25 protein-coding genes are annotated in these 23,209 nt (G+C 59.0%); 16 read left to right on the top strand and 9 right to left on the bottom strand.

What is annotated here, in order from left to right; all coding sequences use genetic code 11:
• The first annotated feature begins 6 nt into the window (after positions 1–6).
• Together egtB and egtD are read left to right on the top strand one after the other, a co-directional pair.
• On the top strand, positions 7–1,281 hold the full coding sequence (egtB, locus tag RUI03_RS11180) for an ergothioneine biosynthesis protein EgtB (protein ID WP_317287545.1): 1,275 nt from the start codon (positions 7–9) through the stop codon (positions 1,279–1,281).
• A gap of 2 nt (positions 1,282–1,283) precedes the next feature.
• Entirely contained in the window at positions 1,284–2,228 is a 945-nt protein-coding gene (gene egtD, locus RUI03_RS11175) for an L-histidine N(alpha)-methyltransferase (RefSeq protein WP_317287544.1), read from the top strand.
• Between the two features lie 3 nt (positions 2,229–2,231).
• Here the strand turns inward: egtD and RUI03_RS11170 are convergent, their stop codons facing one another.
• A complete protein-coding gene (locus RUI03_RS11170) occupies positions 2,232–3,413 on the bottom strand; it encodes an amino acid aminotransferase (RefSeq protein ID WP_317287543.1) in 1,182 nt (393 codons plus the stop codon).
• Positions 3,414–3,485: 72 nt separating this feature from the next.
• The gene (locus RUI03_RS11165) at positions 3,486–4,391 is read right to left on the bottom strand and encodes a FliM/FliN family flagellar motor switch protein (protein WP_317287542.1); all 906 of its coding nucleotides are present in this window, start codon (positions 4,389–4,391) and stop codon (positions 3,486–3,488) included.
• A gap of 108 nt (positions 4,392–4,499) precedes the next feature.
• Here RUI03_RS11165 and RUI03_RS11160 point away from each other — a divergent pair, with 108 nt between their 5' ends.
• The 5 genes from RUI03_RS11160 (at position 4,500) to RUI03_RS11140 (ending at position 10,255) form a co-directional block, all read left to right on the top strand.
• Positions 4,500–5,330 (top strand): flagellar motor protein MotB, encoded by an 831-nt coding sequence (locus RUI03_RS11160; RefSeq protein WP_317287541.1) that lies wholly within the window; start codon positions 4,500–4,502, stop codon positions 5,328–5,330.
• 90 nt (positions 5,331–5,420) lie between these two features.
• Complete coding sequence (locus RUI03_RS11155; RefSeq protein ID WP_317287540.1) at positions 5,421–6,722, top strand: flagellar hook-basal body complex protein; 1,302 nt, start codon at positions 5,421–5,423, stop codon at positions 6,720–6,722.
• A gap of 7 nt (positions 6,723–6,729) precedes the next feature.
• On the top strand, positions 6,730–8,175 hold the full coding sequence (flgK, locus tag RUI03_RS11150) for a flagellar hook-associated protein FlgK (protein ID WP_317287539.1): 1,446 nt from the start codon (positions 6,730–6,732) through the stop codon (positions 8,173–8,175).
• Positions 8,175–9,158 (top strand): flagellin, encoded by a 984-nt coding sequence (locus tag RUI03_RS11145; RefSeq protein WP_317287538.1) that lies wholly within the window; start codon positions 8,175–8,177, stop codon positions 9,156–9,158. Before flgK ends, RUI03_RS11145 begins: the two co-directional genes overlap by 1 nt.
• A 35-nt stretch (positions 9,159–9,193) precedes the next feature.
• On the top strand, positions 9,194–10,255 hold the full coding sequence (locus RUI03_RS11140) for a flagellar basal body P-ring protein FlgI (RefSeq protein ID WP_410795944.1): 1,062 nt from the start codon (positions 9,194–9,196) through the stop codon (positions 10,253–10,255).
• Between the two features lie 86 nt (positions 10,256–10,341).
• Here the strand turns inward: RUI03_RS11140 and RUI03_RS11135 are convergent, their stop codons facing one another.
• The 4 genes from RUI03_RS11135 to fliF are packed head-to-tail and all read right to left on the bottom strand — an operon-like array spanning position 10,342 to position 14,008.
• Positions 10,342–11,454 carry a FliG C-terminal domain-containing protein gene (locus RUI03_RS11135; protein ID WP_317287536.1) on the bottom strand — a complete coding sequence of 371 codons (1,113 nt, stop codon included), beginning with the start codon at positions 11,452–11,454 and terminating at the stop codon, positions 10,342–10,344.
• Complete coding sequence (fliP, locus tag RUI03_RS11130) at positions 11,451–12,215, bottom strand: flagellar type III secretion system pore protein FliP (protein ID WP_317287535.1); 765 nt, start codon at positions 12,213–12,215, stop codon at positions 11,451–11,453. Before fliP ends, RUI03_RS11135 begins: the two co-directional genes overlap by 4 nt.
• Positions 12,212–12,487 (bottom strand): FliM/FliN family flagellar motor C-terminal domain-containing protein, encoded by a 276-nt coding sequence (locus RUI03_RS11125; protein ID WP_317287534.1) that lies wholly within the window; start codon positions 12,485–12,487, stop codon positions 12,212–12,214. The genes fliP and RUI03_RS11125 overlap by 4 nt, the downstream gene beginning before the upstream one ends.
• A gap of 21 nt (positions 12,488–12,508) precedes the next feature.
• The gene (gene fliF / locus RUI03_RS11120; protein WP_317287533.1) at positions 12,509–14,008 is read right to left on the bottom strand and encodes a flagellar basal-body MS-ring/collar protein FliF; all 1,500 of its coding nucleotides are present in this window, start codon (positions 14,006–14,008) and stop codon (positions 12,509–12,511) included.
• Between the two features lie 132 nt (positions 14,009–14,140).
• On the opposite strand from fliF, the gene fliL reads away from it, so the two are divergent.
• From fliL to RUI03_RS11105, 3 genes are read left to right on the top strand one after another with little or no spacing between them, the layout of a single operon-like run.
• A complete protein-coding gene (gene fliL / locus RUI03_RS11115; RefSeq protein WP_317287532.1) occupies positions 14,141–14,644 on the top strand; it encodes a flagellar basal body-associated FliL family protein in 504 nt (167 codons plus the stop codon).
• A gap of 3 nt (positions 14,645–14,647) precedes the next feature.
• Complete coding sequence (locus tag RUI03_RS11110; protein WP_317287531.1) at positions 14,648–15,640, top strand: hypothetical protein; 993 nt, start codon at positions 14,648–14,650, stop codon at positions 15,638–15,640.
• Positions 15,641–15,642: 2 nt separating this feature from the next.
• Complete coding sequence (locus RUI03_RS11105; RefSeq protein WP_317287530.1) at positions 15,643–16,209, top strand: hypothetical protein; 567 nt, start codon at positions 15,643–15,645, stop codon at positions 16,207–16,209.
• A 10-nt stretch (positions 16,210–16,219) separates the two neighbouring features.
• Here the strand turns inward: RUI03_RS11105 and RUI03_RS11100 are convergent, their stop codons facing one another.
• Complete coding sequence (locus tag RUI03_RS11100) at positions 16,220–16,651, bottom strand: helix-turn-helix transcriptional regulator (RefSeq protein ID WP_317287529.1); 432 nt, start codon at positions 16,649–16,651, stop codon at positions 16,220–16,222.
• Between the two features lie 204 nt (positions 16,652–16,855).
• On the opposite strand from RUI03_RS11100, the gene motA reads away from it, so the two are divergent.
• From motA to RUI03_RS11070, 6 genes are read left to right on the top strand one after another with little or no spacing between them, the layout of a single operon-like run.
• Positions 16,856–17,716, top strand: a complete 861-nt coding sequence (gene motA / locus RUI03_RS11095; protein WP_410795943.1) for a flagellar motor stator protein MotA — start codon at positions 16,856–16,858, stop codon at positions 17,714–17,716.
• Positions 17,713–18,432, top strand: a complete 720-nt coding sequence (locus RUI03_RS11090) for a flagellar hook-basal body complex protein (protein WP_317287527.1) — start codon at positions 17,713–17,715, stop codon at positions 18,430–18,432. The genes motA and RUI03_RS11090 overlap by 4 nt, the downstream gene beginning before the upstream one ends.
• A 14-nt stretch (positions 18,433–18,446) precedes the next feature.
• Entirely contained in the window at positions 18,447–19,232 is a 786-nt protein-coding gene (flgG, locus tag RUI03_RS11085) for a flagellar basal-body rod protein FlgG (protein ID WP_317287526.1), read from the top strand.
• Positions 19,229–19,606, top strand: coding sequence for a flagellar basal body P-ring formation chaperone FlgA (gene flgA / locus RUI03_RS11080; RefSeq protein ID WP_317287525.1), 378 nt, complete (start codon positions 19,229–19,231; stop codon positions 19,604–19,606). Before flgG ends, flgA begins: the two co-directional genes overlap by 4 nt.
• Positions 19,603–20,283: a flagellar basal body L-ring protein FlgH gene (locus RUI03_RS11075; RefSeq protein ID WP_317287524.1), complete on the top strand. Its 681-nt coding sequence runs from the start codon at positions 19,603–19,605 to the stop codon at positions 20,281–20,283. Before flgA ends, RUI03_RS11075 begins: the two co-directional genes overlap by 4 nt.
• A gap of 2 nt (positions 20,284–20,285) precedes the next feature.
• Positions 20,286–20,795: a flagellar basal body-associated FliL family protein gene (locus tag RUI03_RS11070; RefSeq protein WP_317287523.1), complete on the top strand. Its 510-nt coding sequence runs from the start codon at positions 20,286–20,288 to the stop codon at positions 20,793–20,795.
• A gap of 103 nt (positions 20,796–20,898) precedes the next feature.
• Here the strand turns inward: RUI03_RS11070 and RUI03_RS11065 are convergent, their stop codons facing one another.
• On the bottom strand, positions 20,899–21,510 hold the full coding sequence (locus RUI03_RS11065) for a flagellar hook assembly protein FlgD (protein WP_317287522.1): 612 nt from the start codon (positions 21,508–21,510) through the stop codon (positions 20,899–20,901).
• 9 nt (positions 21,511–21,519) lie between these two features.
• On the bottom strand, positions 21,520–23,103 hold the full coding sequence (locus RUI03_RS11060) for a flagellar hook-length control protein FliK (protein WP_317287521.1): 1,584 nt from the start codon (positions 23,101–23,103) through the stop codon (positions 21,520–21,522).
• Between the last annotated feature and the right edge of the window lie 106 nt (positions 23,104–23,209).

The following is a 23,209-nucleotide window of genomic DNA, read 5'->3' as shown; positions in this document are numbered from 1 at the left end:
CGAGCCATGAGTGTCAATCACCACCCGCTGGAGCAGCATACTGCGTCTCTCATTGATGCGTTTCGTCATGTGCGGCAGGTGACTCGTGACATGGCCAAGGGGCTGTCCGATGCGGACGCCACGGCCCAGTCGATGGAGGACGCAAGTCCCGCCAAATGGCATCTCGCGCACACGACCTGGTTTTTCGAGACCTTCATCGTCCTGCCGCGCCTGGGTGAGGATGCCCTGTTTGACGAGAATTTTGGCTATCTGTTCAATTCCTACTACGACGCGGTTGGCCCTCGGCATGCGCGACCCAAGCGGGGATTGCTGACCCGTCCCGCCCTTGAGAAAGTGCTCGACTACCGGGCGCATGTGGATGCGTACATGGAGGCGCTGCTGGCCGATCCCGATGAGGAGCTGTCGGCGCTGGTCACCCTCGGCCTGGCCCACGAGCAGCAGCATCAGGAACTCTTCCTGACGGACATCCTTCACCTCTTTGCGCAAAATCCGCTTTTGCCTGCCTATCGCGCCCCAGAACCACTTTCATTCGACAGCAGTGACGCGCCGCCGGTTGACTATGTGACGGTGCGGGGAGGGCAGGTCAGCATTGGCAATGACGGCGAGGAATTCGCGTTCGATTGCGAAGGACCGCGCCACGATGTGCTGCTTGGTGATTTTCAGCTGGCGAACCGAGCCGTCACCAATGGTGAGTGGATCGAGTTCATCAAGGCCAGAGGATACGCCGAACCATCGCTCTGGCTGTCTGACGGATATGCCGCGCGGCAGGCGCAGGGCTGGACGGCACCGGAATATTGGCACCAGCGCGATGGCGAATGGTGGACGATGACCCTGAAGGGCGCACAGCCCGTCGATCCCGATGCCCCCGTCTGTCACGTGAGTTTTTACGAGGCGGATGCGTTCGCCAGCTGGGCCGGTGCGCGGCTACCAACAGAATTTGAGTGGGAGCATGCAGCGCGCGGACGGTCGGCTGAGGGCAATTTTGCACCAAGCGGACGGCTACGGCCCAAGGCCCAGAAGACTTCGCATACAGATGGTCTTTGCGGCATGTTCGGTGATGTGTGGGAATGGACCGCCAGCCCGTTTGTGCCGTACCCGAAATACAAGCCTGCGACGGGCGCAATTGGCGAATATAATGGCAAGTTCATGAGCGGGCAGATGGTGCTGCGCGGCGGCTCCTGCGTCACCTCGGGCCATCATATCCGCGCCTGCTACCGCAATTTTTTCCATCCTGACAAACGGTGGCAGTTCTCCGGCCTGCGCCTTGCGAAAGACCTATGACAATGACGTACCAGACGCGACTGCCAGAAAATCCGTTTCTGGCTGATGTGCTGACCGGCCTGAACGAGCCGCAGAAATCCCTGCCATGCCGCTGGCTCTATGACAAAAGAGGCTCGCACCTCTTTGAAGAAATCACCGAGCTTCCCGAATATTATCCAACGCGTACGGAACGGTCGATCCTGACGGCGTGTGCGTCTGCCGTTGCTGACCATGTGGGGCCGGGCGCGGTCATGGTGGAATATGGTGCCGGGTCGTCGATCAAGACGCGGCTCATTCTCGATGCGCTGTCAGATCCATCCTTGTACGTACCCATCGATGTGTCGTCCGCCTATCTCGATGATACTGCCCGCCAATTCGAGGCAGATTATGAGACGCTGCAGGTGACGCCGGTGGTCGGCGATTTCCTGTCCCCGGTCGACCTGCCGCGCGGCGAGGGTGCCGGGCGTCGTGTGGGCTTTTTCCCGGGCTCGACGGTCGGCAATCTGTCTGATGACGAGATTGATCGGTTCCTGCGCCATGCGCGCCGGACCTTGGGCGATAATGGTATGCTCCTGATCGGCGTTGATCTGCGGAAGAGCGAAGACGTACTGGTCCCCGCCTATGACGATGAACAGGGGGTCACCGCTGCCTTCAACCTCAATATTTTACGGCGGATCAACCGAGAACTCGATGCCGATTTCGATCTGGAGGCCTTCCAGCACGAAGCTCGATGGAACGATGAAAAATCCCGGATTGAAATGCATCTTGTCAGTGTGAAGGATCAGGACGTCCATCTCGCAGACCAGACGATCCATTTTACCAAGGGCGAGACCATCCACACGGAGAATTCCCGCAAATTCAGTCTCGATCAGATCAGCGCCATGGCCGCCCGGACGGGTTGGCGCGTGGCTGATAGCTGGACGGATGCAAAAGACTATTTCTCCGTCCAGCTTTTCGAGGCCGTCTGAGGCCTAGAGGTAGGCGCTCATTTCCGCCGCTGCCCGATCAATGTCCTCACTGACCAGGCCAGCAATGTTGAGCCGGCCGCTGCCAGGAATGTAGAGGCCGCGTTCGCGCAGTTCGGCGATACCGCCTTCGACGAATGGCAGCTGTGAGAACATGCCGTTCTGAGCGTTCAGAACCGCCGGGTCATAGCTGTTCGAGCGTGGCTGCAGGGCGGCGGCCAGCTGGCGTCGCAGTTCAACCATCCGTGTGCGCATGGAGGCCAGCTCCTCCGTCCACGCCTTGCGAAGATCGGCGTCGCCGAGGATCGTCGCAACGATCGCGGGACCGTGGGCAGGCGGCATGGAATAGATGGCGCGCGCCACATCGGCGAGATGGGTCCGGACGGCTTCGAGCGACTTCTCGTCATCGGTCTGGACGATCAGCGCGCCAGAGCGTTCACGATAAAGACCGAAATTCTTCGAGCAGGAATAGACGACGAGCACGTCAGCGCACTTCTGCAAGAACGCCTGAACGCCCGCAATATCGTCATCAAGGGACGCGGCGAAGCCATGATACGCGGTGTCGATCAGGGGCAGCAGGCCCTTTTCCTGACAAAAGTCTGCAAGCGTCAGCCATTGATCGTGGCTGAGATCAATGCCGGTGGGGTTGTGGCAGGGGCCTTGAACCAGAACCATGTCGCCGCGCTTTGCCTCACCAAGGTCGGACAGCATCCGATCCAGATCCACGCCCGGATCAGTGGCGTCGGCGTAGCCATAGCTGCCGACCTGAAGGCCCACGGTCTGTGCAATATGCTGGTGGTTGGGCCATGTCGGGCGGCTGATCCATACCCGGCCGTTTTCACGCGTCCGCCGGTATAGCGACATGCCAAGGGAAAGACCGCCCGTGCCGCCGGGGGTAGCAAAGGTGATTGCGCAGCCGCTCGGATCACTGCCGCGCACCATGGTCTGAATGGCTTCGCAATAGGCCAGATTGCCTTGTGGCCCTTCATAAACCTTGGTGGTCTGGGTTTCGGCGAGACGGCGCTCGGCATCGCGGACCGCAGCAAGGACCGGTGTGTTACCGGTCTGGTCGCGATAAACGCCAACCCCGAGATCAATCTTGTCCGTGCGCGGATCGGCCCGATAGGCGGCCATCAGGCCGAGCAGGGCATCGGCTGGGCGCGGCGTCAGTTCGCTGAAATGCGGCATGGTGTCCCTCAACTCTTGGAATGCGGGCACCGATAAGCCGTTGTCAGGCGAAAGAAAAGACCGACGCGTGAATTAGCCGAGCGCAGGCTGCGCAAAATTCATGTCGATACCGAGGTCAAAATCGTCGTCGGCACTTTCCGCCTCACTGGCCGGCGGCTGCATCGCTGCGGTGTCGATCGACCCTTCGCCCCGGATCTGGATTGAGCGGATGCCTTTTTCTGCCCCCATGACGCCTTTGGCCAGTGAGGTCGAATTGAATGGTGTGATCGCCCGAAGGTCGACTTTTTCGACAGAAGCCTCATCCAGTTGGATGACAGATCCGGGCTGCAGGTCGTCCAGAGCGGCCAGGCGCATCATTTGATCGGCAAGAACCGCGACAATTGGAAACGGCGTCTGGTCGATTGTCGACTGCGGCACGCGTGTCGGCGGCCGGGCGATGGAATCTGTAAAGGGACGCGCCAGTTCCACGGTCATGGACACGCGGGAGCCATCCGGAATGGCAAAGCCATATTCGATCTTGAGAACGGGAAGGTCACTCAACGGCGTCGCGGGCGACTTGATTAGCTTCGGTGGCTGATACGCAGCCCCGCTTTCCATGATCAGGGCCATGGCCATGCGGGAGGCAAAGCCCTGCGTGATGGAGGTGAGCAGAACGGGCTCGTCCATATCCCGCGCAAAAAGCTGACGCGCCAGCGTTGCGCCTTCTTCCGGAGACAGGATCAGCCGCATGGCGGGCGCCCCATCAACCACGTGACAGTCAAAGCTGCGACTGCCGTCCTCCTGCGGGACAGGCGACATGATACGCGCCAGCAGAGGCAAAGAGACCTCGACCGGTTTGCGAATAAATTCAGTCACCACCTCGCCCAGGGGCTCACCCAGATCTGTCAGGCTATCGGCCACACCGCGCAAATGCTGCGGGATCCGCAATGGGTGTTCTACCAACCGTCGTAATGCTTTCGCACCGCTATCTGCCGTCACGATTCGTCCTCCGTCAGAAAACGCTTTTCTCGCGAGGGGGGTTAAAGGGGGATTTACACAAGTGTGACTATATTGATTACCGCGTAAAAAGTTTTTGGGACGCTAACCATGTCGGCTAATCAAGCACCGATCATCATCAAACGGAAAAAGGTCATCAAGGCCGCCGGCCACCATGGCGGCGCCTGGAAAGTCGCCTATGCCGACTTCGTGACCGCCATGATGGCGTTCTTCCTGCTCATGTGGCTGCTGAATGCCACGACCGAAGAGCAACGCAAAGGTCTGGCCGACTATTTCAATCCATCCATTCCGATCGCCGCCGTTTCCGGTGGCGGAACCGATGCCCTGAACGGCGACAGTGTTCTGACGGAGGAAAATTTCTCGCAGTCGAATGACTATTTGGCGATCCGTCAGGATACCGTCATTCCCGCGACCGAAGACCTGAAGGCGGAAATCGCGAAGATTGCAGAACAGGCGGGCATTACGGATGCCGAAGGCCGCGTCCGCGTCACCGAGACAGAAGAAGGCACATTGATCGAGCTCGTCGATGTCGCGGGCAAGCCCTTGTTTGGGACCGGGTCGGCAATGGCTTCTGATGACCTCAACAAGCTTATCGCCGCCACAGCAATTGCGGTCGAGAAGACCGGTGCCGCGATCAAGATTACGGGGCACACCGATGGCGTCGCCTATGCGAATAATCAGGGCTACACGAACTGGGAGCTGTCCGCTGATCGCGCCAATACGGCGAGACGGATGCTGATCGCAGCCGGAGTCATGCCGCGCAAGATCAGGGAAGTGTCCGGTCGGGCCGACCGTGAGCCGATCGGCGAGGGACCAAATGACCCGATCAACCGCCGCATTGCCATTGTTCTGCTCGATCCGTCGAAAGCGCGCGCGACCAGTTCGGCATCAATAAACGATACGCCAAGCCAACTGAGATAATTTATCTCAGGTTTTAGCCTTCTTATAAGGATGCATTAACCGAGTTTCGTCATCATCGCTCCAAGACGTTTACAATGCAGGAGCGCTCGTATGACGATATCTTCTTCTCTGAATGCTGGCGTGATGGGCCTGTCGGCCAATTCGGCCCGGCTCGGCACTATCGCGGATAACATCGCGAATTCAGATACTTACGGTTACAAACGCAAGGTCACGGACTTCCAGTCCATGGTCATCAAAAGCACCACGAATTCTTATTCGGCCGGCGGTGTTCGCGTTCAATCCTACACTCAGGTCGATGAAGAAGGCTCGCTCGTCTCCACCGGCAACGCGACGGATATTGCCGTCGCCGGTCAAGGCTTCCTCCCCGTCACGGATCGTGCGGGTGCTGATCCTCAGGCCACCAATCGTGAGCTGCTGCTGACCTCTACCGGTTCCTTCAGCGCCGATGAGAATGGCTATCTGCGGACCCCAAGCGGTCTGTTCCTGATGGGCTGGCCCGTCGATGGGACAGGCGCACTGGGCTCGATCTCCCGCCAGGGCGGTGCTGATCTTGAGGCTGTTCGCGTCAACGTATCTCAATATGAATCAACGCCGACCCAGAATATCGGCCTTGGCGTCAACCTGCCAGCCGATGCGACGAGCGCCGATGGTTCTGGTGCGACCTATGAGCTGTCGATCGAATATTTCGACAATTTTGGTCGCTCACAGACAATGACCGGTGTTTTCACGCCGACGGTGCCGGCTTCCGGTTCGCCATCCAATACCTGGAATGTTGAGCTGTTTGACAACTCGACTGGTACACCAGTCAGCGTCTCCAGCTTCGACGTTGACTTCCTCGATACCCAGTCCAATGGCGGTGCAATCAACAACGTCACCAACAACCTGACCTATAGCGACGAGACAGGTGAGATCACTGTCGATCTGCCAAGCGGTCCGGTTCAGGTGTTCGTTGGTCGTCCAAATGACCGCGCCGGTATTACGCAGTATGCCAATGACTTTGCGCCTTACAACCTGACTAAAGACGGCTCCGCTGTCGGCAACCTGTCGACCGTTGAAGTCGATGCGGGCGGCAATGTTCAGGCCATTTATGACACTGGCTACCGCCGGACGATCTACAAGATCCCTGTCGCTGACGTTCCGAACCCCAACGGTCTTCTCGCAGCGAATTCCCAGTCCTATCGTCTGAGCCAGTCAAGTGGCGACGTGTACTTCTGGGATGCCGGTGACGGCCCTGTTGGTGAAATTCAAGGCTTTGCCCTTATGGAATCCACCACGGACATCGCATCAGAGCTGACCAGCCTGATCGAGACCCAGCGCGCCTATTCATCCAACGCGAAGATTATTCAGACCGTTGATGAAATTCTCCAAGAGACCGCCAACATCATTCGGTGATTAAAACATGAGTTTCTCAAGCACGCTCTCCATCGCCACTTCCGGCCTGACCGCGGCATCCATCCGCGCTCGGGCCACGGCGGAAAATATCGCGAATGCGAATACGGATGGTTACACGCGTCGCGTGGTCACCGTCGAAGAGCGTCGCGTCGGTCCATCGATCAACGGCGTGCGCGTTGCCAATATCAGCAACGTCACGAACGAATTTCTGACGACCGAACGCCTGCGTCTCGATGCCGACAGCTCGTTTGCATCGACCCGCGCATCGGCGGCCGAGAAACTCATGACACTGGTTGGCGAACCCGGTGCGGATAATGGCTTGTTCAGCCTTTATGCCAACTTTGAGAACGCCCTTCGCGATGCGGCGGCGACACCGGAATCCGATCTTCTTCTGCGCGGCGTTGTCGACAAGGGACGGGCTCTGGCCACCAATATACAAAACATGTCGCGGGCCGCAGACCAGCAGCGCGCGACAGCAGACCGGCAGATCGGACTGGCCGTTGAAGAGGTGAATGCCTCCTTGAAGCGCCTTGAAGAGCTGAACGCGCTGCCGGCATCAAAGACGACACCAGAAGTTATCGACGAGCGTCAGCGTCTGGTGAACTCGATCAACGAGAAAATTCCGGTCACGATGCAAATTCGCGACAACGGGATCAATTTGATTACCGATGGCGGTGCCTTCCTCCTGACCGAACGGGCCCAATATCTGGACTTTACGCCGGCGGGCAATGTCGGTCGCACCCAGACACTTGGTTCGCCGCTCTCTGGTCTCAGCATCAATGGCGTCGATATCACGCCGGGTGGTGGCGCAGGCCAGCAGACGCGGTCCGGTGAACTCGCCGGTCTCTTCGAAGTCCGCGATACAATTCTGCCTGATTTCCAGGACCAGCTTGACGCTCTGGCGACAGATCTCATCAATCGGTTTGCGGATGATACCGTGGATCCGACGAAGACGGCTGGGCAATCAGGTCTTTTCACCGATGGCACCACGACGCCGCCAACCGGTGTGCCGCTGGGTATCGCCAACTCGCTGCAGATCAATGCTGCCGTCGATCCGCAAAAAGGCGGGGCCACCTATCGTCTGCGGGACGGTATTGGCGCGACATCTCCTGGCGCGACAGGCAATGGCGATCAACTGAACCGCTATATCAGCGCCTTTACAAGTCAACGTACGACCATTGGTGCGCTGGCAACATCAGGTACACGGAGTGCATCCGAGCTGGCAGCGGACATGTCATCGAACATCAGCTTCCAGGAACGTGATTATTCCGAATCTTCACTTTTCGCTTCAACGCGTGCTGAAGCCGCAACAGAAGCAGAATTTGCGGCCACTGGTGTTGATACGGATACGGAACTTCAACAATTGCTCCTTATAGAACAGGCATACGCAGCAAATGCCCGCGTCATCCAGATTGCCGGGCAGATGATTGATGAACTGATGGGGCTTATCTGATGATTTCTACATATCCTGATGCAGGCCGACTTTCTTCGTTCTACCGTGTCGTCAACCTGGCCCGCGAACAGCTGGCACAGGCCTCGACGGAGATGGTAACCGGCCAGAAGGCAAACCCTTCGCGTGCTCTCGCGGATCGGGTCGGAGAGTACAATCTCGTCAGCAAGGCGCTTGTTGATATTGATGCAGCCAAGGGCCGTCTGGGTCTGGCTGAAAATCGCCTCGCGCAGACGTCGGTGTCACTTGATTCCGTTCGCTCCGTACTCGACGGATTTTCGACGGAGGCGGTGCAGAACCTTCTGCAGACCGGCGAGGTCGGTCGTACGCAGACTCAAGCGACTGCGCGCTCCAACATCGAAGCGGTCATGACGTTCCTGAACACGCGCCACGGCGGTCGCAGCCTGTTTGCTGGCGATGAAGTCAGTAATGATGCCATGGCCAAGCCGGCAGCTCTGCTGGCAGGGCTGGAAGCGGCAATCGGCAGCGCGACCGATGCGGCGACGATCAACACGGCGATCGCGGACTATTTCGCACCAGGCGGTGGCTTTGAAACCGATATTTACGAGGGCGGCAGCGGTTTTGCCGCATCGGTTGAGCTGTCCAATGGTTCGGTCGTGGACTACGGCATTCGTGCCGATGATCAAGCGTTCAAGGACACCCTTGAAGGCCTCGCCCGTCTGGCATTCATTCCGGACGGCGTTGACTTTGACTGGGCGGAGCAGGCGGTCCAGCAATTGGGTCGCGGCGAGTCCGCCGTGGTTGCTCTTCAGGCGGATATTGGCCGCCAGCAGCGCATGATCGAGGAAAATCTCGACATCAATGCGCAGGAAAAGATTATCCTGACCGAAACAAGCGATAATTTGATCGGTGTGGACGCTTTAGAGGCTGCAACACGTGTACAGACACTAGAAGCGCAGCTCGAAGCAGCGTATACTGTAACGGCGCGATTGGCGCGGCTTACGTTTACGGATTACATTCGGTGACACATAAACTGATCGCCGCCCTTGCAGGGCTTTTGATGATCTTCTCGCCGGTACAAGCGGGTGAGGTGCGTCTGAAGGACCTTGTGACGGTTGAGGGGGTCAGGGGCAACGATCTGATCGGGTACGGCCTTGTCGTCGGTCTGAACGGCACGGGCGACACGATCCGGAATTCGCCCTATACCGAGGAAGCGCTGGCCAGCCTGCTGCAGCGCCTGGGCGTGAACGTTCAGGATGAGAATTTCCGGCCCGATAACGTAGCGGCGGTGCTTGTCACCACCTCACTGCCACCATTCGCACGGTCGGGCTCCCAGATTGACGTGACCGTCGCATCGATTGGCGACGCCACCGACCTGACCGGCGGCATGCTGGTCATGACGCCAATGACCGCGGCCAATGGCGATGTCTATGCCGTGGCCCAAGGGCCCGTTCTGATCAGCGGTTTCCGCGCTGAGGGAGACGCCGCCAGTATTACACAAGGCACGCCAACGACAGGCACGATTTCCGGCGGCGCGCGGGTTGAGCGCGAAGTCGATTTTGCCTTCGGCTCTCTGACCAGCGTTGATCTGGCATTGAAAACACCCAGTTTTACAACTGCATCGCGGATTGAAGATGCGCTGAATGCGCGGCTTGGTCCGGGTGCCGCTTTGATGACTGACCCGGGGACCGTCCGTCTGCGGTTCGATGCCGGCGTCAATCCCGCCCGCGTCCTGAGTGAAATTGAAACCGTCAGTCTCGTACCCGATCTGCCAGCGCGTGTTGTGATTGATCAGCGTTCGGGCACGATTGTGCTGGGGAATGAAGTTCGGTTGTCTGCCGTCGCTATTGCCCAGGGCAATCTGTCTATTGCCATCGCAGAAACGCCGACGGCATCACAGCCAGGTCCGTTCTCGGAAGGGCGGACGGCCGTTCTGCCGCGGACTAGTATTTCAGTTGATCAGGGCCCGACGGGTAATGTCGCGCTGGTAGAGGACACCGTGTCGCTGTCGGATCTCGTCACGGCACTGAATTCGCTGGGCGTGACGCCGCGTGAGATCATCGACATTCTGAAAAGCATGAAGGCTGCCGGTGCGCTGCACGCCGACCTGATCCTGCAATAATCACCCTGCCAACGAAACGGCAACACGAAAAAGGCGGCTCAAGGGCCGCCTCTTTTTTGTCTGTGCTGTGCTCCGGGGAAGGGGCCTTATGATGCTGTCGGATCATCCTCTGGGGCCAGAAGAACGACCCGTTCTTCTTCTGCCAGTTCGAGGACACGACAGATGATGGTCGATTGCGCTTTCTCGCCCACTTCCTGCTGAATCTCGCCCATGCTCTCCATGGTCTCGCGATACTGGGCCGCGAGGCGCTGGGAGATATTGCGCAGCAGATACTCGCCCACGGAATTGTTCTGGTCGAGCGCATATTTGACGGCTGTCAGCAGCTCCTTCTCAGGACATTCGCGGAACACCACAGGAATGGCGTTGCGGGGCAGGCGGTATTCGATAGCTTCAAAGCTGAGAACCTTGGCGGCGATCTCAGCAAGATCGTCATCACTCAGTTCACTGCGTAGCGCTTCAAGAACGGTTTCCCGGCGGCTTGACGTCATGCGGTTCAGAAGACCCGCAACCTTGTCGGCATTCTGACCGCCACCGCCGCTCGCTTCTTCGAGGTCATCCCCCTTGTTCAGCAGGGTCTTTTCGACAAGCTCCTCAACGGCTTCGAGCGCCAGCGGATTGACCGCGCCCGTCGTCGCAATCTGGACGATGCCATCGGTGACCATGTCGACGCCCAGAATGCCCGCCAGTTCGCTCGCGGTTTCCTCGGGCAGCTGGCGAAGGGCAATGGACAGAATGGCGGCCGGCTTGTTCTCAAAAAACGCCGTCAGCTTCTTCATCGGCAATCCGGCAACTTTCTGCCAGATCGTCTCTTCCGTGTTCATCTGGCTGAGCAGCTCGGAGAGATCCGCTGTCTTCGCCTCGCCAATGTCTTCAAGGAAGAGGGAGTTGGTGACACGGTCGATGGTCTCTTCGTCACCGCGGACGGCCTTCTGCTCCCGCGCGAGGCGCTGGGCGAATTCCTTGGCAATGGCGCGCTGTTCATCCTGGGGCACACTGCGCAGGGCACGGAGCGAATGGACGAGGCGCTCTTTGTGGTGATCGGGCAGTTTGCCCGCGAGAGCGTGCAGCGTATCGGGCTCAAGCAACGCGAGCACGGCCGCGGCCTTCTGCGCGGGTGTGCGGGAGGGGAGGGCGAGCTGCTTTTGCTGGTCGCTTGTGGTCAGTTGGCCGGACGGTACTTTTGCTGCCTCGGTATTCATCCTGCATAGCCTCGCAACAGGGCGGCCGTCAGCTTGGTCCAGCCGTCAGCCATGACAAAAAACGCTAGTTTGAAGGGCAGTGAGACCACTGCCGGGGGCACCATCATCATCCCCATTGCCATCAGAACGGCGGCCACCACGAGGTCAATCGCGAGGAAGGGAAGGAAAACGGCAAAACCGATCTGAAACGCTGTCTTGATTTCAGACAGCATGAAGGACGGTATCAGGAGGGACAGGGGTGCACCTTCTGCACCCGGATTGTCCCAGCGACCGGGAATACTGTCAGACAGCGCCGTGATCGTCGCCGGGTCGACACGCATTTCCATGAAGCCACGGAACGGGATCATCACCTGCTGGAACGCATCCGCTTCGGTGATGGTGCCTTCGCGATAGGGCGCGATGCCGGCGGTCCACGCATCCATGAAGACAGGCTCCATCACAAAGAAAGTGAGGAAGAGCGACAGCGACATGATCATCATGCTGGGCGGCGACTGCTGCAGGCCGATCGCCTGGCGCAGGAACGAGAAGACAATGACCATCAGTGGCAGGCAGGTCATCATCATGATGATGCCCGGCGCGAGACTGAGGACAGAGACAAGAAGGATAAGAGGGATCATCTCTCCGCGAAGAGACGATCCTTCAATCCCCAGAGCATCGACAATCTGCCCCGCATTCGCCGGATCGACCGCCGGGTCGGTCTGCGCCAGAGCGCTCCCACCAACCAGCGCCAGAACAATCAATGCGGAGGCTAGACGTTTCACGCTGTTTCTGCGTCCTGTTTGATATCGAGAATGCGAATGGCCAACGAATCAGGGCCCTGATCGCCTTCACACAATTCGCCGGTCGCCACCACTTTTCCGTTGACGCACAATTCCAGCGGCTGGTCGGATTTGGCGTCGAGGGAGACGACGCTGTCCGGTTTCCAGTCCGCAAGATCGTTGAGCGACAGGGTGGTGCGGCCGACCACAATGGTCACCGGCAGTTCAACTTCGTAGAGGGTCGGGCGTTGGCCGCTTTTTGCTAGTTCAGTCATGGTTGCTCCGTGGCCGCGTTATCAGGCGGCCTGTTCTTCGTCTTCAAACCAGGCGTCGAGGATCGCCGCCGCGTCTTTGGGGTTTTCCTGGGTCAGCATGGTCAGAAGGCTGGCGGCATCCTCGGGCAGCTGACGCTGTTCGGATGCGATCTCGGCTTCGGTGACAGGAGGGGCCTTGGGGGTAAGGGCGGGCTTGACCACAAACAGGCCGAGCACAATGGCCATCAGTCCAAGGAAGACCAGCTTCGCCGAGTCCACGGCATTCGGCATGACGTATGTATCGACAAATGACGGGGCTGCGATCTCGTCGACCGCGGGGCTGTCGAAAGGCAGGGTCCGAAGGGTCAGGGAGTCGCCGCGCTCCGTGTCGATGCCCGCGGCACTGCCAATCAGCGCTTCAAGCGTTTCAAGCTCTTCGGCCGAGCGGGGCTGGGGGACGAGCTCGCCTTCTTCGTTTGTCGTGAACCGCTCATTGATCAGGACCGCGACAGAGAGACGGCGGATCGACCCAGCAGCCTGTTCGGTGACGCGTTCGATTTCGGTACCGGTGTAGACAACCTGTTCGTTGCGTTTGGTGCGCTTGATCGGGTTTTCATCCTCAGCTTCCACATCGCCGTCGGGCAGGTTGCTGGCGACTGTGACAGGTCCGCCGGTCACGTCTTCGACGTCGCGCTCTTCCATCAGGGAGCGGGAGGCGATCTGACGGGTGTCCGGATCAATCAGGCGTTCGGTTTGGGCCATACGCTGACGGTCAATATCCATGGCGACCGTCACGCGGGCATTGCCATAGCCGACATGCGCTTCGAGCATGCGCTGCAGACGGCTTTCAAGCTCGGCCGTACGGGCATCAACATCGCTGCCCATATTGTCCGCAGTACCGCCGGGGCCAGTGATCACGCCTCGTGCACTGTCGATCACCGCGACATGCTCAGGAGACAGATTGGCAACGGCAAGCGCCGTCAGATACTGAATGGAGCGTGCCTGTTCCTTGGTCAGCCCGCCGGGGGAGACGACGGTGACGGAGGCGGATTTGTCATCCATCTGGCGACGGAAGGCCGATGAACGGGTCACACCCAGATGAACACGTGCCGATTTTACGCCGGGCATGGCCATGATCGTCCGTGTCAGTTCGCCTTCCTTGGCGCGCCAATAGGCGGCGTCGAACATATCAGCAGTGGTCGAGAAGCCGTTCAGACTGTCCAGCAGTTCGTACCCATCACCAGAAACGGCAGGGAGGCCGAGGCGGGCCATTTCCAGCCGCAGCCGATCGCGTTCGCTGGTCGGTACGTAAATGCCCGAACCGCGAATGTCATAATTGACGCTCATGCCATCAAGCTCGGTGGCGATTTCGCCTGCGACCTGCGGGTCGAGCCCAGCGAACAGAAGGGCGTCACCTTCCTTGGTACCGATAAGGACGGCGGCCCAAACGCAGGCGATGACTGCAACGGTTGAAAGGCCAGCGATGATGCGCTGACGCAGGGTGAGTGCCTGGAATGTTCCGAGGAGATTTGTCTGATTCACGCGCCTTCATGCCCCATTTACATGTATTAACGGGATAAGAAGAAACGATTAATAAACCCTTTACCAATACGAGGCTTTAACCTTTTCAGGGTAGCGTCAGGAAATAACGCATATCCTTTCAGGGGCAATTCGATGGCTGACGATAAATCGCAAGAGACACCAACCCAACCGGCTAAGAGCGGTGGCATCATGTCGATCCTGCCTCTGGCCGTTGTGGCGGCAGGGGCAACGTTTGGCATGGTCTGGATGGCGTCGGCACCGGCCGAGAGCGCTGTCGGCTCCTGCGAGTTTGCGGTCGCCCCCGAACCAGTAGATATTGAGGAATTGACACTCCGTGCTGCGAATTATGTGACGCTGGAGCCGATAACTGTCACTTTAGGGCCTGACGCAGGCGCGAAGCACCTTAGAATGACAATTGCCCTGGCGACCCCGGAAGAGTCGCAAGGGCTGACAGACGTACAGTTTCTGCGGCTTCGCGATCGGTTTCTGGAGCGTATGCGGACCGTTGACAGTAAGATGATCAGTGATCCAGAGGCGATGCCTCAGCTGAAAGAGACTCTTCTGGCGCAAGCCCAGGCGACACTGGGCGAAGATAAAGTGTTCGGTATTCTGATTACCGACTTTCTGATGAAGTGAGCCATGGATTACCTTTTTGACCTTTCGCTGCTCGTAATTTCTGGCTGTTCGGCAATTTATTGCTGGAACCTCAGTCGACGTCTGCGGGCCCTGCAGAACCTGCGAAGCGGAATGGGCCAAGCCTTGGTCAATCTGACCAAGTCGGTCACTGCAGTGGAAACGAACGCTGCCAAGCTGAATCGGGAAACGGCTTCGTCGGTTGCGGAACTGCGCAGCATGATGGCCAATATCGATGCGGCGGAAAGCAAGGTTGATATCCTGCTCGAAACCATGGACCGCCAGGCTCGTGAGACGTGGAAGGATCACCGCACCAAGGTTGAATCCACCCGGAGCCAGATTGCTGAGGCATCTGCTGAATTTGAAGGGCTGATGAAGGACGCGCGCTCGTTGGCCAGCCTGATGAACGAACAGCTGATCGCCCTGACGCGGACGGCCGACCGTATCGAAACCATGAGCCGTGATGTAAAGACAGCGCCGCGCGCATCGGCCGCCGCTGTTCAGACGGCAGTGCCAACCATCGACCGGCCAGTCCACCGGGCTGCGGCCCAGACCAAAATGCCGGCAAAGGCTGCCGCGCCTGCTGTTTCCGCCACGGCTGCGAAGTCCATTGCCGACGCCGCTGCTGCTGCCGATATTGCCAAGCCTGCGGCCGCCAAGGCCCCGACGCCCAAAGCGCCTGTCATCGACCTGCCCAAACCGGCCGCGCAGCCACAGCCTGCTGCCGCAGCGGCAAAGGTCGCAGAAAAGAAGACGGGCGAAAATGTTGCCGACCTGGTCGCCGCCTCAAAAGCCAAGCAGCAGGCCCTGGCGAAAGCCGTCGCGCGCGCAGCCAATCTGGTAGCAGAAGACGGTCAGGGTGCAGATCCTCGCATCGCCGCCCTTGCGCGCAAGATCGCAGCGAAGAGCGGGGCAGAGGCCGCTGCCGCCTCAGCACCGACACCGCGTCGTCCACGTGCTGCCAATCCCTTTAACGAGCGGCCCGCCAAACAGGCCTGATCATGAAAAAACGTCCTTTCCTCCCTACAATGGCTGCTCTTTTCGCGCTTGTCGCAGCGGGGCAGGGCGTGTCTGCCATCCCCGGTGTGGAAGCCTGGGCGGCAAAGCTCGGCGCGCCGTCGGAAGGGGCCGTGCGTACTGCGGATGCGGCGGCCGTTGCGGCTTCTGCCGTGGCCCCCACGGAAGACGGTATCGATATCGTCGATGTACGGAGCGATACAGCCACGCCGGTGCTGGACGAGGAAATGACTCTGCGCGCACAGCGCTATGATCTGCGCCAGGAGAGCGAGCGCCTCGCCCAGGAGCGGGCATCGCTCGATGCGCAGCAGAAACAGTATAAAGAGCGGAATCGCCAGGAATATCAGCGTCTTGCGACGATGTATGCGCGCATGTCGCCGAATAAAGCCGCGACAGTGCTCAGTTCACTGAAGGCAGACGAAGCGGCCCTGTTCATTCGCCTGATGCCGGAGCAGGACGGCGCAGCGATCATGTCCATGATGTCGCCCGCAATGGCCGTGGCCATTACGCGCGAGCTGTTGAAAGTCGACGGCCAGTATAATCCCGCCTGACGGTTCGGGATCAGGCCGGTTCGGCCATTTCCTCAATCAGACAAATCAACCGACGTTTCATGCGTGAGCTGAGCCTGTGGCTCAGGGTCAGCATTTCGAAATCGTCAGCTGAGAATTTCAGCCCGTCCGTCTCGTCGTCATCCACGCCGGCATTGGTGGCAGGACCAGAGAAGAACTGCGCGACGGGCACATTCAGGATTTCGGAAAACTGATGCAGCCGCGACACCGTAATTCGGTTCGAGCCATTTTCGTATTTCTGAATCTGCTGCAGCGTCAGATCCACCGCTTCGCCCAGTTGCCGCTGGGTCAGCCCGCGGAGGTTGCGTGCGTTCCGAAGGTTCTGACCCACGCGCAGGTCCACCTCTTTCGGTGGTGTCGCTGCGGTTTCGGCAGGGGACTGGTCCAGTTCGATCAGTTCGATGGGGGCGCGCTGTGCGGACATGGTAATAACCTCTCTCTCCGTTGATGAGCGTATCAATCAAAGGTTGTATAAATCGAACCTTACACCCAGTCAACAATTTTCGTCGCCGCGCCTTGCGCTGTATGCGGTTGAGCCGTCTTGGCGAAAACATATTGTCGCTACACAAATCGCATTGTTAAGCGGGCGATTAACGAATTATACATCTCGACCGTACAGGAAGTAACCATGCTTTCTTTACTCGGATTAGTAGTGACACTGGGTATGGTCTTCGGCGGTTATATAATCGCCGGCGGCAAGATCGGTATTATTCTTCACTCGCTTCCATACGAGATGATGATGATCGGTGGCGCAGCATTAGGGGCCTTCCTCGTCGCAAATGACTTCGGCCGGATCAAACATGCCGGTGCCGATATGATGGCGGCTGTGGCCGGCCCAAAATGGAAGAAGCAGGACTACCAAGACCTGCTTTGCCTCATGCACCGAATGATCGTGATACTGAGGGAAAGTCCTGTCGATATTGAAAAACATATCGAGGATCCACAGAATTCCGAGCTCTTTGCAGAATACCCGCGCATTCAGAAAGACAAGAAGGCTGTCGACATTCTTTGCGACACCATTCGGTCGATGATGATGAACTTCGATGATGTCCATCAGGTCGAAGAGCTGCTCGAAAAACAGCTCGACGCCATGAAGGAAGAGGCGATGCACGGCGCCCACGCAGTGGAAGCCATCGCCGACGCGCTTCCCGCCCTGGGTATCGTTGCGGCCGTTCTCGGCGTGATCAAGACAATGGCTTCGATCGACAAGCCACCGGAAGTTCTGGGTAAAATGATCGGCGGCGCGCTCGTCGGTACGTTCCTGGGTGTTTTCCTGGCTTACGGTGTGTTCGGACCTTTCGCCGCGCGTATCAAAGGTGTCCGCGAAGAAGAGCACTCTTTTTACGAACTGATCCGCGAGGTTCTGGTTTCGACCCTGCACAAGCATTCACCGAATATCTGTGTGGAAGTCGGCCGCCGTCACGTCCCAACCGTCATGCGGCCTTCGTTCAACGAGCTTGAACAGGCTCTGAAAGGCACCGCGGCATGATGGGCGATAATTCAATCACGTCGCTGCCGCGCCAGAGCGGTCTTTTGGAAACGGCGCAGATCATCGCGAACAATATCGCGAACGCATCAACGCCGGGTTTCAAGGCTGAGGGCCCAATTTTCGCCGAGTATGTATCGGCCAGCGCCAATCGCCAGCCATCGACATCGATCGGTCATCTGGTGGGACACAGCACGGATTTCTCGGGCGGCGCTTTCGAGAAAACGGGCAACACGTTCGATTTCGGTATCGAAGGCGACGGCTTTTTCAAGGTGACGACACCGGGCGGTGATCGACTGACGCGCGCAGGCGTGTTTCAGCTCGATCCCAACGGAATGATCGCCGACGCCATGGGCAATACGCTGCAGGACGAGGGCGGTTCTGCGATTCAGATTCCGCCTGATGCTGTCAGCATCGCTGTCGCTCGCGACGGTACCCTGAGCGTTGATGGGGAAATCTTCGGCAATGTCGGTGTGTTCGAGCCGATCGGAGAGATGGAGCGCGCCGGCGCCAATCAGTGGGTGGCACTGGATGGTGATCGGCTGAAGGGCGATGCGACAATCCTGCAGGGCTTTGTCGAGCAGTCTAACGTTTCGCCAGTTCTTGAGTTCGCGAAACTGATTTCGGCACAGCGCCTGTACGAAGCCGGCCAGACCATGGCCGAGCAGGAACATGATCGGCTGTCATCGCTGATCAATGCCATCAGGCAACAAGGTTAATAAGGGCAAGGGCAATGGACGCATTACGCACAGCGGCAACCGGGATGGCGGCGCAGCAAACGCGCGTTGACGTCATCGCGAACAACATCTCGAACATGAGCACCACAGCCTATGCCCCGCGCAAGGCTGTTTTTGCCGATCTGATCTACCGCACCGAAGTCAATCCGGGTGCAATCTCTTCGACCAATGGGACCGTCGTGCCAACCGGCATCCAGATCGGCCTTGGCGTTCAGACCTCAGCCGTGACGATGGATATCGGTCAGGGCGCGCTCCGCCAGACCGGAAACGATCTCGATCTTGCTGTTCAGGGCCGAGGCTTCTTTGAAATCACCCTGCCAAATGGTGAGCCTGCCTACACGCGCGACGGTAAATTCGAAGTTGATCCCGATGGCCAGGTCGTGACGTCGACAGGGTTTCCGCTGGCTGACGGCCTGACCGTGCCGCAGGACGCTCGGAAGGTTTCGATCAGCCCGGATGGTGAAGTGTACGCCTATTTCGATGATGCTGTAGACGGACAGTCCATCGGCAATATCAACCTCGTCTCCTTTGTGAACGAGCGTGGCCTCGAAGCACTTGGCAACAACCTTTATCGCCAGACCACCGCGTCGGGTGAGCCGCTGACCGGTCAACCGGGCAATGAGGGCCTTGGTCTTCTGGAGCAGGGTTATCTCGAAGAGTCCGGTGTCGACGTGGTCAGCGAAATCGCTGATCTGATCGAAGCCCAGCGCGGCTACGAGCTGAATTCAAAAGTTCTTTCAGCGGCTGACGAAATGTACGCCGCTGCCACGAGAATCCGTTGATCGGCGCAATGATCATCGCGCTTCTGGCGGGGCCCGTCACCGCAGAAGCGCGCGTGCCGGCCGGCACGATCATCGACGCATCCTATATCAATGGCGCGCCGGCCGATGTGGCCGAGCTGACCGGTCGTCAAGCTGTTCGCACGCTCTATCCTGGACGCACAATCACGCTGGCCGATACCAAGGAGCCCGATCTGGTCGACCGTAATGGTCTGGTACGGATTGTTGCGCGCAAGGGGCCACTGGCCATCGAAACCAAAGGGCGCTCGCTGGGCGCCGGAACACGCGGTGAGGAAATCCTTGTGATGAACCTCGAAAGCCGCCGCACCATCACGGCCCGGATCGTCGGTCCCGGTCTTGTGGAGGTTGATCTATGAAAAATATTCTTCTCATCACCACGCTACTGCCGCTCTGCGCCTGCGCTTCGCGCATGACGCCCGTCAGCGCGCCTGCACCTGAACGCATTGTGTCTGAACAGACCTATGTGCCGGTCTATACCGCATCGCTGTGGAATCAGGAGCCGCAATCCCTGTTCGGCAATCGCCGTGCACGGAACGTGGGGGATATTCTGACCGTCATCGTCTCGGTGGACGAAGAGGCTGAAATGCAGAACTCGCTGCAGCGCAGCCGTTCGAACCAGGAAGATTTCTCCGTCAACGCGCTTTTCGGCCTGCCTGAATATGCGGACGGCACGCTGCCAGAGGGGGCAACACTGTCACCTGCTGTCGCACTGTCGCGCAGCAATGCCGCCAACGGCAATGGCTCAATCGCCCGGCAGGAAAAGATTACGCTTCGCCTCGCAGCCCAGGTGGTTGAAAAGCTGCCGAACGGTCACCTTGTGGTCGTCGGTACGCAGCGTATTCGGGTGAATAATGAAACACGGGACCTGCGTCTGAACGGCGTTGTCCGGCCTGATGATATCAGCCGTGACAATACCATTACGCATGACAAGGTCGCGGCGGCGGATATCGTTTACACCGGACAGGGCCAGATTGCTCAGTCTACTCGTCCACGGAGAGGCTCACGCCTGCTCGACATTCTGATACCGTTCTGATCATGAAAAAAATTCTCCCCATCCTCGTGCTCCTTATTGCCATTAGCGGTGCCGGCTTCGCAGCCATGACGCTGCGCGGTGGATCCAGCGATGCGGCGCCTGAGGCGGCGGCTACCAAAGGGTCGGTCGCTGAGGTGAGCGGCGAGGGGGATGACGGTCATGGCGGCGGCGAAGGCGGGGGCGACACGGTCGCCTATTTCGGTTTTCAGCGCAATTTCATCGTTCCCGTCATGCGGAATGACGAGGTCGGATCACTCGTCATGATCTCTCTTCAGATCGAGATCAACGACGCCGCCGAAATCGACCGCATGCGGGCACGTGAACCTCGTCTTCGCGACACCTTCATGATGACGCTGATGGGGCTGTCTCATGATGGCTATTTCGCCGGGGACATCACCGAACCGGAAGTCTATTCAGAGATCCGCAATCGTCTGAACGAAACCTCGCACGCGCTTCTTGAGGATAAGGGCGGCGATGTGCTGATCGTCGACTTCGCGCGCCAGGATCAATAAGGCCCGCCGGTTCTTCCGATCGTCTGCACATCTGTCCAACGTGAAAAAGGGCTCCCTTCCTGGGAGCCCTTTCTTGTTGTGCATGGAGAAGCCGAAAGGCTGCTTACTGAATTTCGAAAATGCCGCTTGTCACGCCTGGCGCAAACGCAATGCGGTCGCCTGAGGTGGTCGAAATCACCTGCTGGACAATGCCGCTGGCATAGGCGGGATACAGCTCTTCGCCGGACTGGATCGAGAGTTTGTAGGAGCCTGCGGGAAGGGGCGCGCCGGTCCCGTCTGTACCGTCCCAGGACCAGGAATTGGCTGGGATGCCCTGATAGACGACTTCGCCATCGGCATCGGTCACGACGAGGCGACCGGATTCCACGCCGGGTGCAACAACGTCCAGTGCATCAAAGGCGTTCTCGATCGTCAGCACAGGGCTAAGCGCCGTTTCGCCCAGCACCATGCCGGCCTCTGAACTGAACTGCCCGCGCAGAAGCGCGGTGATCTCTTCAAGGTGACTGTTTGACGTCACCTGCTGCTCAAGGCCGGAGAACGTCGCCAGCTGCTCGACAAACTGTGTTGAGTCGAGCGGTGACAACGGGTCCTGGTTGCGAACCTGCGCGGTCAGAAGATTGAGGAAGGCGTCAAAATCCGCGGTCAGCGAATTCGCTGCCGTCGCACTTTTTGTGGCGGCGACCGCCGTTGCGTTGATACCAGCGACTTCAGCCATGGCTACCTCTTAAAATCTTGCGTCAATGCGGTCTGCGGTGATGATTTGTGTCCGCCGGGTGGGGACGGTCTGGGCCTCGACAGTGCGCTCGTAAGCAGGCGTCTGGAAGGCAAGAAGGCGCTCATTGGACGAGCCGGAATCGCCTGTGGTGTCGTGGCTGGTAAAGTCGATCTGCACGCCTTCAAAACCGGCATCGGCGAGATCCCGTTGAAGCTGGTCAAGGTTACGGCGCAGAAGGCCCTGTGTGTCGAGCTGCTCGGCAGAGACCGTGGCGGTCACAAGCCGTGACTTGTCGAAATTGAGATCGATCTTGACCGAGCCCAGATCCGGCGGATCAAGACGCAGGCTGATTGACTGGTCATTGCTGCGGACGCGAATGGCGTCGGCAATCTGCCGCTGGGGTTCGACCATCATCGGGACGCTCGCTGCCTGGACCGCCGCTGGGGGGCGGGCCGTCAGTGTGGCGCCCATTGGATCGGCGCCGCGCGATGTCATCAACTCGGCCATCGGGGAGGCATCGCCCGACGGCTTGTTCACAGCCTGGCCAGCGAGGTGTTTGACGGCCGCCTTGGCGTCGGCAAGATCTTTCAGCGCCAGCGATGGCGCCAGTTCAGCACTCGTCTTTGTTGCTGTTTCGACTTTCGGTTCTGCCGCGGTCGACGCCGTCAGAGGCGCGCTATCTTCAGTCGTTGTCTGCTGAACAGTTGCGCCTGTGGGGACCTGTGTGGTGGTGCGGGCAATGGCCTGTGCCTCAGCAAGTTTGGCGGCAGCAGCGCCCGTCGCCTGACCCGGCGCTGATTTGGTCTCACCAGCGGCGAGCTTTTCCGCCATATCTGTCAGTGTCAGGCGCGCTTCGCCGGATTTTTCAGTGGTCGGACGCGCAGTCTTCGCAGCATCGGCGGCAGCCGTTGTTGGTAGGGCGGAGTTCTGTGCCGTGGCGCTGGCGGACCTGGCTGACACTTCAGCGTTCTGCGCAACGGTCTCGCCCGCAGAAATCTTCGGCGCGGTCTGCGCGTTTTCAGCAGTCAGAGGGGCTTGAGCCGATTTGGTCTTTGTCGCTGCAATAGCTGCGGCTTCATCTGCGCCTTCGGCAAGGACCGGACGTTGCGCCAGTGCCTGCTCCGCTGTCGGTTGCGCAAGTGTGACCGTCTGCGCCGTTTCCTGGCCCAGGGTCCCTGTGTTTCCGTGCAGCACGGCGATAGCGGGCCGTTCAGTGCGAATGACAGGCGCCGGTGCTTCCGCTTCGCCATTGGCGATTTTCGTGATCACCGCGTCCTCGGCTTCGCCGGTCGCGCGATCGACTTTCGGTGCTTCAGCGGTCGTGGCTGAACGCGTCTCCGATGGCTCAGCTGACTTGGTCGAGGCGTCGCTGGTGGTCTTCACGGCGTCGTCAGCTGCCTGGCTGCGATCAGCACGCTCGGCTGCCTGCGCATCCTTCTGGCGGACCGCATTGTCGTTTGACCGCGCCCGTTCAGACTCCATCGCCGCGTTCCATGCGTCCTGATCGCGCCGGTCCTGCGACGAGGAGGTCGGCTGCGCCGCAGCAGGGCGGGCAGAATCGGCAGGCGAGAGAAAAGGTACGAATGACGCCATGGGTCGGTTGTCCATTTATCATGAATCTGAACCCTGAATTTCTCTCGAATAGGTTTACTAATGATTTACATGATGCAACCAATTAGGAAGGCATAAGAATACGGGA

The sequence above is a fragment of the Parvularcula sp. LCG005 genome (genome assembly GCF_032930845.1).
Taxonomy (GTDB): Bacteria; Pseudomonadota; Alphaproteobacteria; order Caulobacterales; family Parvularculaceae; genus Parvularcula.
The sequence above is the reverse complement of the archived record's forward strand: the minus strand, read 5'-3'. Positions and strand labels throughout refer to the sequence as shown.

Coding starts and splice junctions, on each gene's coding strand:
- egtB (WP_317287545.1), top strand. CDS start 7: ATGAGTGTCAATCACCACCCGCTGGAGCAGCATACTGCGTCTCTCATT.
- egtD (WP_317287544.1), top strand. CDS start 1,284: ATGACGTACCAGACGCGACTGCCAGAAAATCCGTTTCTGGCTGATGTG.
- RUI03_RS11170 (WP_317287543.1), bottom strand. CDS start 3,413: ATGCCGCATTTCAGCGAACTGACGCCGCGCCCAGCCGATGCCCTGCTC.
- RUI03_RS11160 (WP_317287541.1), top strand. CDS start 4,500: ATGTCGGCTAATCAAGCACCGATCATCATCAAACGGAAAAAGGTCATC.
- RUI03_RS11155 (WP_317287540.1), top strand. CDS start 5,421: ATGACGATATCTTCTTCTCTGAATGCTGGCGTGATGGGCCTGTCGGCC.
- flgK (WP_317287539.1), top strand. CDS start 6,730: ATGAGTTTCTCAAGCACGCTCTCCATCGCCACTTCCGGCCTGACCGCG.
- RUI03_RS11145 (WP_317287538.1), top strand. CDS start 8,175: ATGATTTCTACATATCCTGATGCAGGCCGACTTTCTTCGTTCTACCGT.
- RUI03_RS11140 (WP_410795944.1), top strand. CDS start 9,194: ATGATCTTCTCGCCGGTACAAGCGGGTGAGGTGCGTCTGAAGGACCTT.
- RUI03_RS11135 (WP_317287536.1), bottom strand. CDS start 11,454: ATGAATACCGAGGCAGCAAAAGTACCGTCCGGCCAACTGACCACAAGC.
- RUI03_RS11125 (WP_317287534.1), bottom strand. CDS start 12,487: ATGACTGAACTAGCAAAAAGCGGCCAACGCCCGACCCTCTACGAAGTT.
- fliL (WP_317287532.1), top strand. CDS start 14,141: ATGGCTGACGATAAATCGCAAGAGACACCAACCCAACCGGCTAAGAGC.
- RUI03_RS11110 (WP_317287531.1), top strand. CDS start 14,648: ATGGATTACCTTTTTGACCTTTCGCTGCTCGTAATTTCTGGCTGTTCG.
- RUI03_RS11105 (WP_317287530.1), top strand. CDS start 15,643: ATGAAAAAACGTCCTTTCCTCCCTACAATGGCTGCTCTTTTCGCGCTT.
- RUI03_RS11100 (WP_317287529.1), bottom strand. CDS start 16,651: ATGTCCGCACAGCGCGCCCCCATCGAACTGATCGAACTGGACCAGTCC.
- motA (WP_410795943.1), top strand. CDS start 16,856: ATGCTTTCTTTACTCGGATTAGTAGTGACACTGGGTATGGTCTTCGGC.
- RUI03_RS11090 (WP_317287527.1), top strand. CDS start 17,713: ATGATGGGCGATAATTCAATCACGTCGCTGCCGCGCCAGAGCGGTCTT.
- flgG (WP_317287526.1), top strand. CDS start 18,447: ATGGACGCATTACGCACAGCGGCAACCGGGATGGCGGCGCAGCAAACG.
- RUI03_RS11075 (WP_317287524.1), top strand. CDS start 19,603: ATGAAAAATATTCTTCTCATCACCACGCTACTGCCGCTCTGCGCCTGC.
- RUI03_RS11070 (WP_317287523.1), top strand. CDS start 20,286: ATGAAAAAAATTCTCCCCATCCTCGTGCTCCTTATTGCCATTAGCGGT.
- RUI03_RS11065 (WP_317287522.1), bottom strand. CDS start 21,510: ATGGCTGAAGTCGCTGGTATCAACGCAACGGCGGTCGCCGCCACAAAA.
- RUI03_RS11060 (WP_317287521.1), bottom strand. CDS start 23,103: ATGGCGTCATTCGTACCTTTTCTCTCGCCTGCCGATTCTGCCCGCCCT.